8 protein-coding genes are annotated in these 17,625 nt (G+C 47.2%); 1 reads left to right on the forward strand and 7 read right to left on the reverse strand.

Annotated features, from left to right (window positions below; all coding sequences use genetic code 11):
• Positions 1-89 precede the first annotated feature (89 nt).
• From QUA90_RS11770 to QUA90_RS11795, 6 genes are all read right to left on the reverse strand, one after another.
• On the reverse strand, positions 90-5,717 hold the full coding sequence (locus QUA90_RS11770; RefSeq protein ID WP_333445601.1) for an AAA family ATPase: 5,628 nt from the start codon (positions 5,715-5,717) through the stop codon (positions 90-92).
• A gap of 214 nt (positions 5,718-5,931) precedes the next feature.
• Positions 5,932-6,618: a ribonuclease HII gene (locus QUA90_RS11775; protein ID WP_333445603.1), complete on the reverse strand. Its 687-nt coding sequence runs from the start codon at positions 6,616-6,618 to the stop codon at positions 5,932-5,934.
• A 2-nt stretch (positions 6,619-6,620) separates the two neighbouring features.
• Entirely contained in the window at positions 6,621-8,942 is a 2,322-nt protein-coding gene (locus tag QUA90_RS11780) for an Rne/Rng family ribonuclease (protein WP_333445605.1), read from the reverse strand.
• Between the two features lie 408 nt (positions 8,943-9,350).
• Positions 9,351-9,479 carry a hypothetical protein gene (locus tag QUA90_RS11785; protein ID WP_333082727.1) on the reverse strand — a complete coding sequence of 43 codons (129 nt, stop codon included), beginning with the start codon at positions 9,477-9,479 and terminating at the stop codon, positions 9,351-9,353.
• A gap of 940 nt (positions 9,480-10,419) precedes the next feature.
• Positions 10,420-13,239, reverse strand: a complete 2,820-nt coding sequence (locus QUA90_RS11790; RefSeq protein ID WP_333445607.1) for a TIGR03960 family B12-binding radical SAM protein — start codon at positions 13,237-13,239, stop codon at positions 10,420-10,422.
• 140 nt (positions 13,240-13,379) lie between these two features.
• Entirely contained in the window at positions 13,380-13,733 is a 354-nt protein-coding gene (locus tag QUA90_RS11795; RefSeq protein ID WP_333389936.1) for an STAS domain-containing protein, read from the reverse strand.
• Positions 13,734-14,116: 383 nt separating this feature from the next.
• On the opposite strand from QUA90_RS11795, the gene QUA90_RS11800 reads away from it, so the two are divergent.
• A complete protein-coding gene (locus QUA90_RS11800) occupies positions 14,117-14,311 on the forward strand; it encodes a hypothetical protein (protein WP_193975465.1) in 195 nt (64 codons plus the stop codon).
• Positions 14,312-14,772: 461 nt separating this feature from the next.
• Here QUA90_RS11800 and QUA90_RS11805 read toward each other — a convergent pair whose 3' ends face one another.
• Positions 14,773-17,607: a PAS domain S-box protein gene (locus QUA90_RS11805; protein ID WP_333445609.1), complete on the reverse strand. Its 2,835-nt coding sequence runs from the start codon at positions 17,605-17,607 to the stop codon at positions 14,773-14,775.
• Between the last annotated feature and the right edge of the window lie 18 nt (positions 17,608-17,625).

Below are 17,625 nucleotides of genomic sequence, written 5' to 3' on the forward strand. Positions count from 1 at the left end.
GGGGTTGACTTTGACCAAGCTCTTGTCCCCCCCTTATTAAGGGGGGTTAGGGGGGCTCAGATTCTATGCAGCCTCATATAAAATTGGTATTATACACCGCTCATTGGCAGGAAAACATTAAATGTAGTTTTGTCCGGAATTGATTCGACTTCAATTTTTCCCTGATGCTTGTCAACAATCTTCTTCACAATATCTAGTCCCAATCCGCTGCCTTCTCCTGCCGGCTTAGTAGTAAAAAACGGGTCAAATATTTTCCCTTTTATCTCTTCTGGTATCCCTTTGCCGCTGTCGCTAATGCTAATCTTAGCCTGGTCATCTTGAGCCGTTAACTCAATTGTTAACGTGCCTCGATAATCCATGGCTTGCAAAGCATTGTGAATTAAATTCGTCCAAACTTGATTGAGTTCGTCGGGATAGCACAGTATCGGCGGGATTTCGGCATAGTTTTTGATGACCTCAACTCCCTGTTTCAGTAGATTCTGATAGAGGGTTAAGATTGTTTCAATACCTTCTGTTATACTGGCTGCTGTTTTTTCGCCCGACTGTTCGTAACGGGCATAAGTTTTTAATGCAAAAACTACTTTTGATGCTCTATCTGTAGCTGTGCTGATAGTAGCGATGCCTCTTTTTAATTCAGAAATTTTGTAGGCTATTTCTAGGAGATGTAAACTATCCGATCTTTGCAACAAAGGGACAAAGGTATCAATTTCATTATAAACGCCCATGATCACTAGGCGATCGGCTACGGTATCGGAACTATAAATCTCTAATTCTTCCAGTTGGCTTCTCAAAGCTCTCTTCAATTTACGTTCTTCTTTGGTTGATAAGCTTGCTTCTTGTTTGAGGGAACGCTGAAGTAAACTCAAAAAATTCTGTGCTTCTTCTGGAGAGAGAGATTGAAAAAGTGCGGGCAACTGTTCTAAAGTTTGATTCAAGAACTTAGAAACATTTCCTGCCGACGAGCGAATTGCACCCAGGGGAGTGTTAACTTCGTGGGCAACTCCTGCCACAAGTTGTCCTAAAGCTGCCATTTTTTCTGATTGAATCAATCCTTCTTGGGTGGCTTCGAGATTGCTTAAAGCTTGCGATAATTCTTGGGTGCGTTCTTCTACTTTTGCTTCTAAGTTGGCATACAGTTGGGCATTTTCTATGGAGATGGCAGCTTGGGAGGCTAAGATATTTAAGACTGCCAACCGATCGGGAGTAAAGGCATTTGTAACGAGAGTATTTTCTAAGTAAAGAATGGCGATCACCTTTCCTTGATGTTGAATCGGCAGACACAAAACCGACTTGGGTTGATGCTGGATGATATAAGAGTCAGCAGCAAAGGTAGCCTCAATCGTCGCATCATTAATTACCAAAGTTTCTTGGGTGCGCGAGACATAGTTAATAATCGCGATCGGAATTTCGTTAGAGTCAGCAACGGGAGTTGAGTGCAGGTTGCACGATTTACCGATCGCACATTGAGCCGCGACGAAGAAAGAATCTTTTTCTCTCAAAATCATAGCTCCTTTTTCTGCTCCCGCATTCTCAATCATCACTTGCATCAAAGTGGAGAGCAACTTATCGAGGTTGATTTCTCCTGAAAGTGATTGAGATGCTTTAATTACTGTTGCCAAGTCCAGAATTTGTGACACACCTGAACTGGTACTAGCAACAGTTTCCGTCATCATTTTGGCAAGTGTCTGACCTCTTTTTAAGCTCATTGTAGGGTGAAAAATAGGCGTCAGTAATTGGAGATAGCGCTTTTCTAAATCCTCAACTTTTGCCTGGGCGCCCCAGCGTGCATAGGCGTAGTAAGCATCAGTTAGGTAGACTTGGGCAATTTTTTCTTTTCCGCAGGCTAAATAGAATTTGGCTGCCATCTCATTGCTAAGTGCTTCTTCGTTAATGTACTGATTTTCTTGAGCGAGTTTAATGGCGCGATCGTAATCATCCATCGCCTCCATATTTTGACCTAAAACTCGATGTCGTTCAGCCTCTACTAAATACCATTTATGCAAATAATTCATGGGAGCATTTTGCGCCCACTGATGCAGCGTGCTTTGATGGGTTTCCACCTGGGCGAGAATTTCAGCTTGCTCGCTTTCTGGCTGTGTGGGAAAAAGTGCCAGGTGGGTGAGGGCGGCATAAAAATGAAAAATGGGAACAAAAACCGATCCCGATACTCCCATCAAATACTGTTTGACTTGGGTAATGTTTTCTAGGGCAGCCGTGTAATTCCCATAGCAGTAAGCAAGCAGCAGTTTGAAGATGCAGGCACAGGCGATCGCCGTAAATTCATTATCCTGATAGTGCTTGGGAATCATCACCGTTTCATCGTAGGCGGAGCCTATTAACAAATCCGGCCGCCTATGGGTTTCCCTCAAGTTTTGCACCGTCTGCTGAACCATATCCAAATAAATCTGAGCAGAATATTGTTTCAACTGCGCCATAACAGCCCTGTAACCTGCTATTTCTGGTTCCCAAGTGTCTAGTTCTACCCCAGCGAATAAATGCGTATAAAAATAAATATATATGTTGTAGCCAGCGTCTACAAAGTCGCCAGTTTCCATGCCAGCCGTAAAGCCATCTTTCAGCGTCGGTATTGTTGCCAAAAGAGATTCTTGGCGATGCTGAATCCAGCCACCAAACAAAAGTAGAACTGTGGACTTGAGTTCCCGTACATTCAACCTATCGAGCAATGAGAGTGCCAATTGCCCAAAGCCATAGCCCGTTTCCACCTCTTGTAAAAAGGCACACAACACCATCCCGTGCATCGCATACCCCACCGTGGATGCGGGTGCATTCCCAAAGGAGAGCGATAAACTCACCATCGTGGAGCTCAGCAGGGGCAGCAAACCGGGCATTCCCTGGAAAATGGGTGGAAACAACATACCAGACAGTTGCATAGCTGCCTGAGTCTGTGGATTTGTCATCACAGGTAGGTCAACCAATTCCTCAATCTTTCTGCCGGTTAGTTGGGGCGCAAGGGCTTGTAACGCTTTGCCAATCTTGGCTTCATCAGGTTCGGCAGGGAGTTCAATTCCCAATTGTAAGAGTGCCTCTCTTGCTACGGCGATCGTTTCTAACACCTTGCTCTGGGCGGTCTGAGCGGCAATTTTAATTTCGTAAATTTTAACTCGATCTAAAATTGTTTGGGCTTCTTGCAAAACCAGTGCTGCCATCTGTTCCATACCATCAAAGTCAGCATTCAAATAGGCAGCTTCAGCGGCAGCAATATAGAGATTCAGGGTCAATTCATACTGAAGAAGCCAGCAGTTGGTCCTCAAGAGTTCAATCCCTGTTTGCAGATAGATATTTGCCGCAGCATAAGCAGTTGAAGCTTTAGCTTTACGTCCGGCCATTAAATTTAATTGAGCTAGTCGATCTCGCTCAGTCTGATACTCAATTAACTCCACCCCCATATTCAACTGGTTGACAATATCAAAAATTTTATCTTGTATTTCTGCTTCAGGAGTATTCCTCAATAGCAGTTGCCCAATTTCGAGATGGGTTGACTGTTTCTGGGATTCGGGAATCAGAAAATATGCTGCTTGCTGCACTCGGTCATGTAAAAACTTGTAGGGAACCGATAACTCCGACGCTTGTGCAACTTCAACTGATTCCGAGTCGTGAAAAAACTTGTAAACTTCAGTAATCGGAATAACTAACCCTTCTTGCAACGCTTTCCACACATGGGCCGCTGTCTCACTCTGAGATTTTTTATGAACAATCGCCAGGGTTGATAAGTCAAATTGGTTGCCAATACAAGCTGCAAGTTTCAGAACATTCTGGGTATCTATGGGCAATTTTTGCAACTGAATCGCCATAAACTCGACCACATCATCGGTAAAAGCTAGCGTCCTAACTTGGGAAATATCGCATTGCCAACCCCCGCTTGCGTCCCTCTTCCAAGGGGGGGGTGGGGGGGTACAATCAAACTTAACTAACCCATCTTTATGAAGAAAATTAAGAAATTGAGTAGCAAAAAAAGGATTGCCTTTGGTTTTTGTAAAAATTAGTTCTGTCAGAGGAATTGCCCTTTCTGGTGGACAGGAAAGAGTATCGGCAATCAGGCAATTTAGAGAAGTTTGGTCTAGGGGTGCTAAAGTAATTTGGTTGACTGTTGCCGAGTTTTTGCGAATCTCATCCAAGGTCAGGATCAGTGGGTGTGCTGGAAAAACTTCATTATCGCGATACGCTCCCATTAACAACAGATAGCGGGTATTCGTCTCGCTCATCAACAATTGCATTAGCTTCAATGAAGCTGAGTCTGCCCACTGCAAATCATCTAAGAAAATTACTAAAGGATGCTCTTTTGTCGCTAAGACTCGGATAAAATTTTGCAATAATAAATTGAAGCGATTTTGAGCGGCAGTCCCCTCTAGTTCTGGCACTTCTGGCTGCTTGCCAATTAGTCGTTCTAATTCGGGAATGACATCGATAATGACTCGAGCATTCTCACCCAACGCCTCTAATATTTTGACCTGCAATTTCTGCACCTCGACAGCACTTTCGGTAAGTAATTGTCGGATTAAATTCTGGAATGCTTGCACCCATGCCCAGAAGGGTATATCGCGCTTGAATTGGTCGAATTTACCTTTAATGAAGTAACCCCGTTGGCGGACAATGGGTTTGTGAACTTCGTTGACGACGGCAGTTTTACCAATGCCGGAAAAGCCCGCCACCAGCATGATTTCGCAAGTGCCTTCGCTGACGCGATCGAATGCTTCTAGTAGCGCCTTAATTTCAGTTTCTCTACCGTAGAGTTTTTCGGGAATGACGAAGCGATCGCAAATATCCCTATTCGCCAAGGCAAACGGGCTAATCTTCCCATTCTCTTGCCATTGCTGCCAGCAATTTTCTAAGTCGTACCGCAGTCCAAAAGCACTTTGATAGCGCGATTCTGGAGTTTTTACCATCATTTTCATAATGATGTTATTCAACACTGCCGGGATAGCTGGAATCAGATCGATCGGGGGTGTTGGCATCCTAGCAATATGGCAGTGAACTAGCTCCATCGGATCGGTAGACTTAAAGGGTAATTGCCCTGTCAGTAGTTCGTAAAACGTGACTCCCAGCGAGTAAAAATCGGTGCGGTAGTCAATCCCTCGATTCATCCTTCCGGTTTGTTCCGGGGACATATAAGCTAGTGTTCCTTCTAAGACGTTTGGATTTTGGATTTGTTGGTTTTCTCTGGGTAAAAGAGAGGAAATGCTGAAATCAATTAATTTAACTTCTTTAGTTTTAGGGTGAATGATAATATTCTGGGGCTTGATATCTTTGTGAATAATTTTGTTGTGATATAGTCCTTCTAGGGTTTGGACAATCTGAATCGCGATGGGCATAAATTCATCGAGGGGTAGGGGCGAAGTATGGGGGGAGGAAACCTCAGAATTACTTGATAGGCGATCGCCCAAATTCTTCGCTTCAGGATTAGCAGTATACTCAGCAAGGGAAACACCCCCAACATCCTCCATTACCAGAGCAAAAGCATTGCGGTAGTTTAAGAGTGAAATGGGTTTGACTATTCCGGGAAGGTCAAGATTTTTGGTAATGGTGTACTGATTCCGCAACTGCACGAGTTCGCTAAAAGTGGGGTACTCGCTCAATAGCAGTTTGATAATTACTTTTTGGTTTGACTCAGAAAGTCCTCGATAAACCTGTGTTCTAGAGCCATTGTAGATCTGCTCAATGATGCGATAGCCGGGAATTGTTAACAAATTATCAGTCATGCTGAAGAGGTTAAATAAAGATTCTATAGATGCTACCGGAGCCTGAAAATGATAAATTTGGGAATAGATTAAGACAGCTCTATTGCTTGCTCGTTTCTCTAACAGGTGATAGACATTTTTCAGCCTGTACTAGCTGAATTTTTTAAGCGGAAATTCTTGGTTTTTCAAATTTTATATAATTTCGCTCAAATTAGCTAAGTTTTTCACCGTTATTTTAAGATTTTCGACAAGGACTAAAAGACACTCGGTGAAAAGCGGATCGCCCGCAGCGTTCCAAAGCCAATTTATGTTTTGCTGTTCCATATCCCTTGTTATTTATCAAGTCATATTCAGGATAGTTAACAGCCAAACGTACTATTAATTCATCGCGCCAAACTTTCGCCACAATACTAGCAGCAGCAATCTGAATCGATCGCGCATCACCCTTGATCATCGTCTCTTGCTCGATCGCCAAATTGGGAATCCTTTGATTCCCATCAACCAAACACAAATCCGGCGTCACCTTCAACTTCAAAATCGCCCGTTTCATCGCCAACAAAGAAGCCTGCAAAATATTGAGGCGATCGATCTCCCGCACCGAAGCCACACCAATTTGACAGTCAACAGCCACAGCCCGGATTTTCACAGCTAACCGACTCCGGGCTGCGGCACTCAACTGCTTGCTGTCGCGCACCCCGCAACTTGCTAATTCATCGAGAACTTCGTCGGGCAAAATGCAGGCAGCAGCCACCACCGGCCCGAACAAAGCGCCTCGTCCAACTTCATCCACACCCGCAATTACCAGAGCGTTCGAGGGAGAGGGGGAAAGGGGAAGATGGAAAGATGGGAAGAGAGTAAAAATTTCTACTTCTTCCTTCTTCCTTCTTCTTTCTTCCCTCTTCTCTCTTCCCTCTTCCTTCATAACTATTCATCCAAAAGGGCAGATGAGCGGCGGCGGCGGCGGCGGTTGATAGCAGGTTCCTCCGGTTCGCTCGATTCGATCGGCTCCTGGGATTGGATCGGCTCCTGGGATTCGATCGGCTCCTGGGATTCGATCGGCTCCTGGGATTTGATCGGCTCCTGGGATTCGATCGGATCATAGGATTCGTCCATCACATCGCTGGGTTCCTCCATCCCATCAAAATCATCAGTTTCGTCGATCAAACTCTCGCCATAAATTTGGACATCATCATCATCATCATCATCATCCTCAGAAAAAACAGGCTCAACTACCGACCTTTCTGGATAATAATCCCGTTCATCATCCTCAACATTCTGTGGAGGCGTCGTCGCTTCAAATTCAAATTCGAGCTGCTCGAAAGGCGGCTTGTTCGGTGCCGCTCCGGGGAGAGTCACCGAAACGATCGCATTCTTAGGATTTTTCACACTGCGATCAGTAAGCACCAAAGGAGAAACCCCCATCAGAGCATAAACATCCTGCTCCTCCGCCGTCATTTCCACCGAAATCACCTCTGGAGGCTCCACCATCGGCTTCATCAACTCAGACTTAGCCGGACGCACACGCTCGAAATCCTCGCGCCTGCCAACAGTCGCCATATTCACCAGCCCGAAGCCCTCCGAAGCCGCCCGGATGCCGGGGGGTGCCAGATACTCAGAGCGCGTATCCGCGACGGGGGCGCTCGAAGTATTCGGCAGCCGCAACTTGCTACGTACAGGTTCCTCCTCCGCCGGGAGAGCAAAAGGCTCTTCGCCAATCCGGCGGCGGCGGCGGCGTCTGGTTCCGTTCCCCAAATCCTGATAGCTGGGATGGTTGAGCAAGTCCAAAGGCGATGCGTTGCTGCCGGTCTCAAAATCCAAACTTTCGCTTTGAGGCTCCCAAGCAGCCCGAGCAGGTTCGGGGGGGCGTTCTTCCCGCACGGGGGCAGGAGTTGCAGCCGCCACAGGCGTCAAGCTGCGGCGTTCCAATCCTTCGGGCAAATTCAACAAAACGCGGTTCGACGTAGCAACGGTGCGATCGCCCGATTCCCGCACCGCTGCGGCGAAGTCTTCTTCCCCAGGCAAGTGCACCAGATGACCCAACCCGCTGCAAGTCGGACAACTGTGGCCGAACAACTCGTAAATATTTTGACCTTGGCGCTTGCGAGTCAGTTCTACCAGTCCCAATTCCGACAGTTGAGCGATTTGCGGCCGAGCTTTGTCAGCTTTGAGAGCTTTATTGAAATGTTCCAGCACCTGCAACTGATCGCGGCGGGATTCCATGTCAATAAAGTCAACAATAATCACCCCGGCAATATTGCGTAACCGCAGTTGTCTAGCAATTTCCGTTGCTGCTTCGCAATTTGTCCAGAGTACAGTTTCTCGAGCCGTGGCCGATCGAGTAAACGAGCCAGAGTTGACATCGATCACCGTCAGCGCCTCAGTCGGCTCGATAATCACATAACCACCCGAAGGCAAATCAACCCTTGGTCTGAGGGCTTCTCGAATCGCAGCGTTAACCCGGAAAAATTCTAAAATCGAGGCGCGCTCTCGGTGGTGGTCGATCAAAACTCCCGCAGGAAGTTTACCGCCGTTCCAGCTCATCAACTGCTGCTTCACCCGCTTAATTCCATTTTGCGAGTCCACCACAATCCGATTCACGTCACCGCTGAACATATCTCGCAGCACCCGCTGGATAAAATCGTCATCCCGGTTGAGTAGTGCCGGCGCCCGCGAAGTACCGCCTTCGAGTTGAACGGCTTCCCACTGTTTTTGGAGGACTTCCAAATCTTCCATGATCGCTTCTTCGGTCATCCCTTCAGCTTCAGTGCGTACCAGCAGCCCCATCCCGGCCGGTTTCACCAAAATAGCCAGGGCTCTGAGGCGGTTGCGCTCGGCTTCCGACTTGATCCGCCGTGAAAGATTGACTCCCCTGCCGTAGGGCATCAGTACCAAATAGCGGCCTGGCAGGGTAATGTTGCCTGTCAGCCGGGGGCCTTTGCTGCCCGTCGGTTCTTTCATTACCTGTACCACCACTTTCTGCTGGGGGGTCAGGAGTTCTGTAATTGCTCCTGCCGAGCGTTTAAGGCGCAGCGGGCCGAGGTCTGTGACGTGCATAAACCCGTTACGTTCTGGATCGCCAATATTAACGAAGGCCGCATCTATCCCAGGGAGTACATTTTCAACAATTCCCAAGTAAATGTCACTGACTTGATGGCTGCCTGTGGCTACCACAAGTTCTTGGATTTGATCTTCTGAAAAGACGGCAGCAATGCGATGCTGCTCTGCTATAACTATCTGCTTTGTCATTCAATTTCCTCAAAAAACTGGCAGCAAGTTAGAGACACTTACGCACTCATAGTGCCTCTGACTTAGACTGTAATTAGTAGTAGCTTGAAGAGTTATTAGCTGTGAGTTGGTGCAGGGTGGAAGGAAAGTTAACTGTTGACCGTTCACTGTTAACTGTTAACTGTTGATTGTTCACTGTTAACTGTTACAGATAAAGTAGTTAAACCCGCCCGTACAGAGTTATGAGTTATGCTCAGCAGATAAATCTGAGAGATAGAAATAAGGAGGCTTTTATCGAGTTAGCAATATTGAGATTTGAGTTGACAATTGCGAAATCAATACTCAAAATTCAACACTTACAACTCTTCCTTTGAACTCAGCGAATAAATTCATTGACACCGTACCAATTTCTTAACACACAACTTAACACTACGAACTGATAACTCCGCTTGCGTGGTGGTTGAGGGCTGGTTTTGAGCGAAAGTAGGTAGGAGTGAAAGCGTAAGGACTTTTGTTGAATTCTTGTGCGATCGCACTCAACATACCCCAGCTTGGCATTCGACTGCAACCTCCGCCCCTGCCAACCCTAAAACCTCGTCAGTCGATTTGAGATTTTAGATTTGAGATTTTAGATCTACTCCACAGATGAATCTGGGACATTGAACTAGACTCTAAAATCTAAAATTTTTGGTTCTCCACGAATTAAGTCGGGGGCTTATTTCCGTTTTTTGACGGGTCAGTCGATTTGAGATTTTAGATTTGAGATTTTAGATTTACTCCACAGATGAATCTGGGAGCTGGAACTAAAGTCTAAAATCTAAAATTTTTGGTTCTTCACGACTTAAGTCGGGGGCTTATCTCCGTTTTTTGACGGGTCAGTCGATTTGAGATTTTAGATTTGAGATTTTAGATTTACTCCACAGATGAATCTGGGAGCTGGAACTAAAGTCTAAAATCTAAAATTTTTGGTTCTTCACGACTTAAGTCGGGGGCTTATTTCCGTTTTTTGACGGGTCAGTCGATTTGAGATTTTAGGTTTTAGATTTTAGATTTACTCCACAGATAAATCTGGGAGCTGGAACTTTAATCTAAAATCTAAAATTTTTGGTTCTCCACGACTTAAGTCGGGGGCTTATCTGCGTTTTTTGACCCGTAAAAAAAATCTATTGTTGAATACCCGCTCTGCGGTTTGAACCGTGAGATTTTTGAATAAGCCGACCACCGACAACCAGTCGATCGATCGAAATTAATCGCTAAATTTGGTTCAGACCCCGCTCCGGCGGGTTTGGCGCTAGATTTAGCCCGTGAATGTACAACAAAAAGGCTTGAAGTCTTGAACAGAAGCAATTTGCACCCAGCCCGCGTTGCTGGTTGACGAGGGCGGCGAGCGACTAAAGCGCTCGAGCCACCGCGGCTTCCATAACAAGCGATTATAGCGTGAAACGACACATCCCGATCGAGAGCCGAAGGTGAAATATTCCACCACGGCTTCCCTATCTTAACCATAACCTAGGATTAGCTGACTACGCTCAACCTGCAGAAGCTGAATTTCCTGCTGGCTGACTTGTTCGAGCATGAACACAATATGTTCTGGCTTTAGCAAGTTGCCATCGCTGCGACAACTGCCGGTAAAGCGCAAGACGGCTCTACCTTCGGATGTAGCACTAGAGGCAGAGGTGCTGTCTGGTTTCTGCTCTACAAGTTCTAGTTTGTGCAGTCGATCGCGCAAATTGACATCCTTCGTCTTTCCCGACTTAGTAGTATGCACCCGCCAAAAAGCCTCGGTTTCGGCGATCGTCTTGACCCAAGCTTCCCAGTTGGCATCAGGAGCCACGGAGACAGGAGCAGAATTTTCATGGTCTAATTCGCCATTTTCTGTCAACGAACCCCCTACAGCCACAGTAATCACGTACTCCGCTGCTTCTAACAACTGGTTAGCAGAAGGAGCCTTGAGATCGATCGACTCAACCTTGTAAATCGGAATATTTTCCGGCAGCTTAGCGGCCAACTTTTCCCGAAAACTCTCAATATCGATCAGCTCAGTGAGCTCAAAGTCGGCAATTTCCCCAGTGCTGGTAACACCCAGAGGCAGAGCATTTGCCAGAGAAATCCGAGGGTTCGGGTGAAACCCGCCGGTAAACGAAATCGGCAAATCGGCTCTGCGGACTACTCGATCGAACAATCGGATCAAATCCAAATGACCAACCAAAGCCATATCGCCCACCTTGCCGAACCAAACCCGCAAACGCTGTTTCCGCTCCGTATCCGGGACAAACTCCCCAGCAAACTCTGGAATTGGCAGCGCATCCACAACCACATTGTGTCCAAAATCGGTGCCACACACCCCGCAGCGCGAACACCCTTCAAAGGAACAGTCGGGAACCGTCGCTGCTTCTAAAGCCTTTTGCAAGTCAATTTTCAGCCAGTTTTTGTCGATTCCCGTATCTAAGTGATCCCAAGGCAGAGCCTGATCGAGAGAGAGGGGGACAGAGGGGGAGGGCGAGAGGGGGATATCCGGAGAATTGGGAAAATCTTCCTTGATTTCTCTGCCTTCTTCCTTCTTGCTTCTTCCGACTTCCATCGGACTGACATCCGTTACATCCGTTACTGAATCCGTTGCCGAACTTCCTTCTTCCTTCTCAAACAGATTCCACTCGCCGCTTTCGACTTGGCGGTATTTCCAAGTAAGGCCCGACTCATCTATTGCCTGAGTCCAAGCTTTGTAAGCCTGATCCAAGCTTTCCCACCACGCATCCATACCCGCGCCAAGTTCCCAAGCGCGGCGGACTACAGCAGCCAAACGTCGATCGCCCCGTCCGACAAAATCCTCCATTGCCGAAATCCGCACATCAGTGTAATTCACCTTGACGCCCCGCATCCCCCGAAACTCTTCCTTCAGGAGTTTTTGCTTACGGGAAAACTCAGCAGTAGAAACCGAGTGCCACTGAAAAGGAGTGTGAGGCTTAGGCGTAAAATTAGAAATGGTCAAGTTAAAATTCAGTCCCCGCCTGCCATCGATCCTGCATTCCCTGTGCAGCCAGCGGACTGTTTCGGCGATGCCGAGAACATCAAAATCTGTTTCTCCGGGCAAACCGATCATAAAATACAGCTTGATTTTATCCCAGCCGCGATCGACCGCAGTTTTGACACCCCGAAGCAATTCTTCGTTGGTCAAACCTTTGTTAACGATGTCCCGCATCCGCTGAGTACCAGCTTCCGGGGCAAAAGTCAAACCGCCTTGTCGCGTACCGCCGAGAATGTCGGCAATATTATCGTCAAATCTGTCAACCCGCTGACTGGGTAGAGACAGAGAAATATTTTTATCTTTCAGGCGATTTTTGATTTCCATCCCGACTGCTGGGAGTGCCAGATAGTCGGAACAACTCAGGGAAAGCAGGGAAAACTCGCTGTGTCCGGTGGCTTGCATCCCCTGTTCGATCGCCTCTACGACTTGCTGCGGTTCGACATCGCGCGCGGGGCGAGTCAGCATTCCCGGCTGACAGAAGCGACACCCGCGGGTGCATCCCCGGCGGATTTCTACTGTCAGTCTGTCGTGTACTGTCTGGACGTAGGGAACCAGGCCGATCGAATAAGCTGGTATGGGAGTTGCCACGCGGCGCAGAATTCGTTCTGGAACTTGCGGGCGGTTGGGATGAACAGAACCGTCGGCCGCCATATCGTAGAATTGCGGGACGTAAACGCCTGGAATTTGCGCTAAATCCAGCAACAATGCTTCTCGGCTCAAATTATTTGTTTTGCCTTCTGCCAAAATCAAGCCAATTTCTGGCAGCAACTCTTCTCCATCACCCAAAGCGATGAAGTCAAAAAAGTCTGCGTAGGGTTCGGGGTTGGAAGTTGCCGTTTGCCCGCCAGCAAAAATCAGCGGTATTTGACCGTTTTGGGGATTTGTTGCTCTTTCTTGCCAAGTTAGGGGAATGCCGGCTAAATCCAGCATTTCCAGAATGTTTGTTGCTCCGAGTTCGTAGCTGAGGCTGAAGCCCAGAATATCAAATTCTGTGAGCGATCGCCTGGATTCTACCGCAAACAGCGGAGTTTTGGTCGATCGCAGTTTTGCTGCCAAATCTGGGGCGGGCAAATAAGCTCGATCGCACAACTGTCTCGGCCCTGCGTTCAAAATGTTGTAAAGGATGATGTGCCCCAGATTGGAAGCACCAACTTCATAAACTTCTGGGTAAGTGAGAACCCAGCGCACCAATGCCTCGTCCCAAGGCTTGTGCGTAGATCCCAATTCGTTTCCCAGATAACGAGCAGGCTGATTAATGTCTGCTGTAAGTAATTCTTCGACTTTTACTGCCACGGCTCGACTCGCTAAATATTTGCGACTCTTAAGCAGCCTACCTTAAAATCTGCCAACACGCCAACGACAGTAGTCTGTCTTTTCGGGCATTTAACGGAATTTACTGGGTTTTGTTGCTTGTTTTCGCCGAGGAGGCACCTCTACCAGTGCTGGTTTACACAGGAGTTTTCGGCTTCAAAGCTATCGACATTTTCAAATATCTCAAAAACTCGATCGAGTTGGCTGAGTTCCAGAATCATCTTAATCCCGGGGGATACCGAGCAAAGACTAAACCTGCGCCCCATTTTTTTCGCCTGCTTCAGGCCCGAAACCAATGTCATCAAACCGGCACTGTCAATAAATTTTACTGCGCCCAAATCTACGAGTACCGCTACAACCCCGGGGGCTGCAATTGCTGTCATGAGTTGCCGTCCGAGTTCTCCGCAGGTGGCTGCATTCAGGTGGTCTAGGGGTCGAATCACCGTAATTGGTTTATGGGCAAGAAGTGTCTGCATATGTCAAACCTATGGTTGCTACGTACTTTCAACTACTGTGCTGGACAGATGTAAGCCTAAACCTACTTGATTACTCTGAGCCTAACTTGCTCTGAGCGAAATCGACCAGTTGTTTTCAGTAATTTTACTGAATCTTTATTTATTGACTCTTTTTTATAAAATTTTGTGCAAGATTTGCGAAGGAAACGTAAGCTACTATACTATTTTTTATTTATGCCGGCAGGTTTAGTCTTGAGAATTCTAAAAAATGCGATCGACTGTCCCCTGGCTGTTAGATAAAAGTGAATAATGTAATTGAAATCACTTGTTAGTTCTGATTTAGATCACGCGCGCGATCGACTGTTCAGATAATAATTAACTTGTACGGAGTTCTCCGAGCTACTATGCAAGCAACCTATGCTATTCGTCATCTTGTAGAAAAAGCCCTCTACATTAAGCAGTTAACGCCTGACATTGAAAACGAAATCAACTACGAGCTCACCCGTTTGGGCTACATCTCGGATATTGATTATGAGGCTTTAGAGTTATTAATGGATGAAATGGATGCCGGTCGGGTGCAACTGGTATCTAGTCGATAGTTGAAACCAGGGCCCAGAAAAATCCAAGAGCGACACAAAATCCTTGTAGGGCGGGAAATAGAGGAGTGCGAGCAGCATTGACCCCGACATGGCATTTTTCAATTGAAGCACGTATTTAGTGAACTTCATATTTGAGGAGATACAGTTAAGGACGATCGTCCCTGCAACTCATACAATTTTAGATTTTAGATTTTAGATTTTAGATTTTAGATTTTAGAAGTCGGACTACGGATGATGATCAGGGTTTGGAACTTGTCTACAGTTGCATTCCTTTTAGAAACTGCTATCAGTATCAAAAATTACCAACTTTGAGGCTAATTAAATTTATAACTGTTGGGGCTTGACAAGTTAGCTAGAGTTCTGATTTCTACTAAGAAAAACGTTGTTATGCCGAATTTTCCGAGCGCTCGAATGCAAGAAAAATGATGTGTAGTTACGACATCCGTCATCGCGGAGTTAATCTAAAATCTAAAATCTAAAATCTTTGAGCGCGTGGCCAAACTTGCCACCACCGCCACCAACTCAGCAGGCTCGATCGGCTTGGGCACGTAAATTTGAAAACCTTGCTGCAGTGCCCGTATTCGTTCCTCTACCCTACCAACCGCCGTGAACGCCAACGCCGGAATTTCCCTGTCCACCATCCGCGATCGCACTTGCCGCAGCAGAGCCTCTCCGTCAAGGGCCTGTATCCCGATATCGATCGCCAACACATCCGGATTCAGCCTTTCAATCGCCTCCAACGCACGTTTTCCAGAGCTAGCAGTCTCCACCTGGGCCCCGCAATCTTCGAGCACGGTACAGGCAAAATCCAGGGAATCCGCGTCGATATCGACCACCAACACCCGAACTCCCGAAAGATTGCTGTTGACAAAAGACTCCTTTACAGGGGCTCGCGCCTTGCTTGGAGGAATCGCCAACTCCCCGAGTCCCGCAACAGAAAATCCGCCGTCGCCAGGAAGCTGTTGAATTGGCAATCTCACTAAAAACCTCGACCCTTTTCCCTTCCCTGCCGAGTCGGCTTGCACCGTCCCCCCGTGCATTTCCACAAAATGCCGCACTAGAGCCAAACCCAAACCCAATCCGTTGTACGATCGCCTTATAGAGCTGTCAGCTTGGCTGAACCGCTCGAAAACGTGGGGCAAAAACTCTTCTGAAATCCCTTGTCCCGTGTCGCTAACCTCAATTTCGACACTAGCGGGCGACAAATTTTTACAGCAAGCGGATTCCTCACGGGCAAAAGTCCTCTCCATCTTTCGCACCGCCACCCTCACCTGTCCGCCATCGGGAGTAAACTTAATCGCATTCGACAGCAAATTCCAGGCTACCTGCTGCAAGCGACCGGAATCGGCAAAAATCCGTCCTGCAGTTGGGTCGAAATCCGTCACAATTTCAATATTTTTGGCGGCAATCGCGGGCGCGAGAGTATCGATCGCAGCCTCAACAGTCGAAATCACATCCACCCAACGCAAATTCAGCGACAGTTTCCCGGTAATAATCTGCGACACGTCCAGTAAATCCTCGATCAGAGTTGCCAGCGCTCGTGTATTGCGGTCGATCGTTTCCAGAGCCCGAACAGTCGTTTTTTCGTCAAACTTGCGGTTTCGCAGCAGTTGCGCCCATCCCAGCATCGCATTCAGCGGCGTCCGCAATTCGTGGGACAAAGTTCCTAGAAACTCGTCTTTAATTCGGTTCGCCCGCGCCAATTCTTCGGCTCGATCGTGCAGTTCTCTTTCCAACTGCTTGCCAACAGTCAAATCGAGAATAAAAGCCACAGATTCTTGCCGCTTTTGCGCCAGCAAAACATATCCGATTAACACCGGAATCCGGCTGCCGTCTCTCCTCCAGAATTCCTTTTCGTAGGGAGTGCAAGCCCCTGTTGCTTGTGCCTCTGTCATCCCCTTCTTGTCGAGAGACTGGTACTCCGGCGGCGTGATATCAATCGAGTTTAATTCCCCGCCCTGCAACTGTTCCCGCGTGTAACCAACTATCCGCAAAAATTCATCGTTGGCCTCGATAATACGGCCGTTAACATCCCCGAAGATAATTCCTATCAAGTTAGCTTCGGCTAACATTCTCAGCTTTTCTTCGCTAGCTTGGAGTGCAGCTTCTGTTTGCTTGCGCTCGGTAACGTCTTGGATATAACCCGACAAACCAGAATCGGAAGGATAAAAACGCATCTTCAACCACTTATTCCATAACGGTACGAATTCTTCATACTCGATTGTTACCTTTTCTGCTAATGCTTGGGTCGCCATTTTGTAAAACGGTAAATCTAAAGCGCAGGGAAATATATCCCAAATTTTTTTCCCAATCAGTTCTACTTTTGGTTGACCTAACAGCTCAATAGCTTGGTGGTTGACATAGGTATAGTTCCAATTTAAATCAACAGCGATAAAAGCATCGGTAATGCTTTCGAGAATGTTAGTAATTTTATCGTTTGCCAATTGCAGCGCTTTAGCTGTTTCTTCTGCTTGCAACCTCGCTTCTTGTTCGCGGGACAAAGCTGCCGCCCGTTCTTGTTCTGCCTGTTTTCGATCGCTAATATCGATGTAAGAACCGATGTAACCGGCAAAAGTGCGATCGGGTCTGTACCGGGGTACGCCTGTACCCAAAACCCAGCGGTATTCCCCGTCATAGCGTCTCAGGCGGCATTCGAGTCGGTACTCGCTGCCAGCGTCGAAAGCTTTTTGGTAAATATCCAGACATTCTGGTAAGTCATCTGGGTGCAAGTTTTCCATCCAACCCGTGCCCATTTCTTGCGCCAAAGTTCTACCCGTAAACTCCAGCCAAACTTTGTTAAAGTAATCGCCAAGTTGGTCAGTATCGGACATCCAAATCATCACCGGCGCGGTATCTGCCATAATCCGAAATCGAGCTTCGCTTTCCTGCTGCTGTGCTTCGGCTTGCTTGCGCTCGTTCCGTTCTTGAACTTCCCGCAGGGCCCGCTCAATCGACGGCACTAGGCGTATCAAACGGCGTTTGAGAACATAATCTGTAGCGCCGCGTTTCAAAGTTTCGATCGCCACTTCCTCGCCCAAAGTAGCCGAAACAAAAATAAACGGCACTCCCGGACAAGTAGTGTGGGCGATTTCCAGCGCAGCTATCCCGTTAAAACAAGGCAGCATATAATCTGCCAAAATAATGTCAAAACGTTGTTTTTCCAGCGCCGTGGCAAAGTCTTCTCGATTTTCCACACACACCAGAGAAAATTGGAGCCCGCCATCCATTAGATATGCCTCAATCAGTTCGGCATCTAGGGGACTGTCTTCTACTAAGAGGATATTGAGCGTTTTCACAAAAATTCCTTTTACTTA

Origin of the sequence: Microcoleus sp. D3_18_C4 (assembly GCF_036702355.1) — a bacterium.
Taxonomy (GTDB): Bacteria; Cyanobacteriota; Cyanobacteriia; order Cyanobacteriales; family Microcoleaceae; genus Microcoleus.

Bases quoted from the DNA above. Each gene is read 5' to 3' on its own strand.
- QUA90_RS11770 (WP_333445601.1), bottom strand. From the start codon at position 5,717: ATGACTGATAATTTGTTAACAATTCCCGGCTATCGCATCATTGAGCAG.
- QUA90_RS11775 (WP_333445603.1), bottom strand. From the start codon at position 6,618: ATGAAGGAAGAGGGAAGAGAGAAGAGGGAAGAAAGAAGAAGGAAGAAG.
- QUA90_RS11780 (WP_333445605.1), bottom strand. From the start codon at position 8,942: ATGACAAAGCAGATAGTTATAGCAGAGCAGCATCGCATTGCTGCCGTC.
- QUA90_RS11785 (WP_333082727.1), bottom strand. From the start codon at position 9,479: ATGCCAAGCTGGGGTATGTTGAGTGCGATCGCACAAGAATTCAACAAA.
- QUA90_RS11795 (WP_333389936.1), bottom strand. From the start codon at position 13,733: ATGCAGACACTTCTTGCCCATAAACCAATTACGGTGATTCGACCCCTA.
- QUA90_RS11800 (WP_193975465.1), top strand. From the start codon at position 14,117: ATGCAAGCAACCTATGCTATTCGTCATCTTGTAGAAAAAGCCCTCTAC.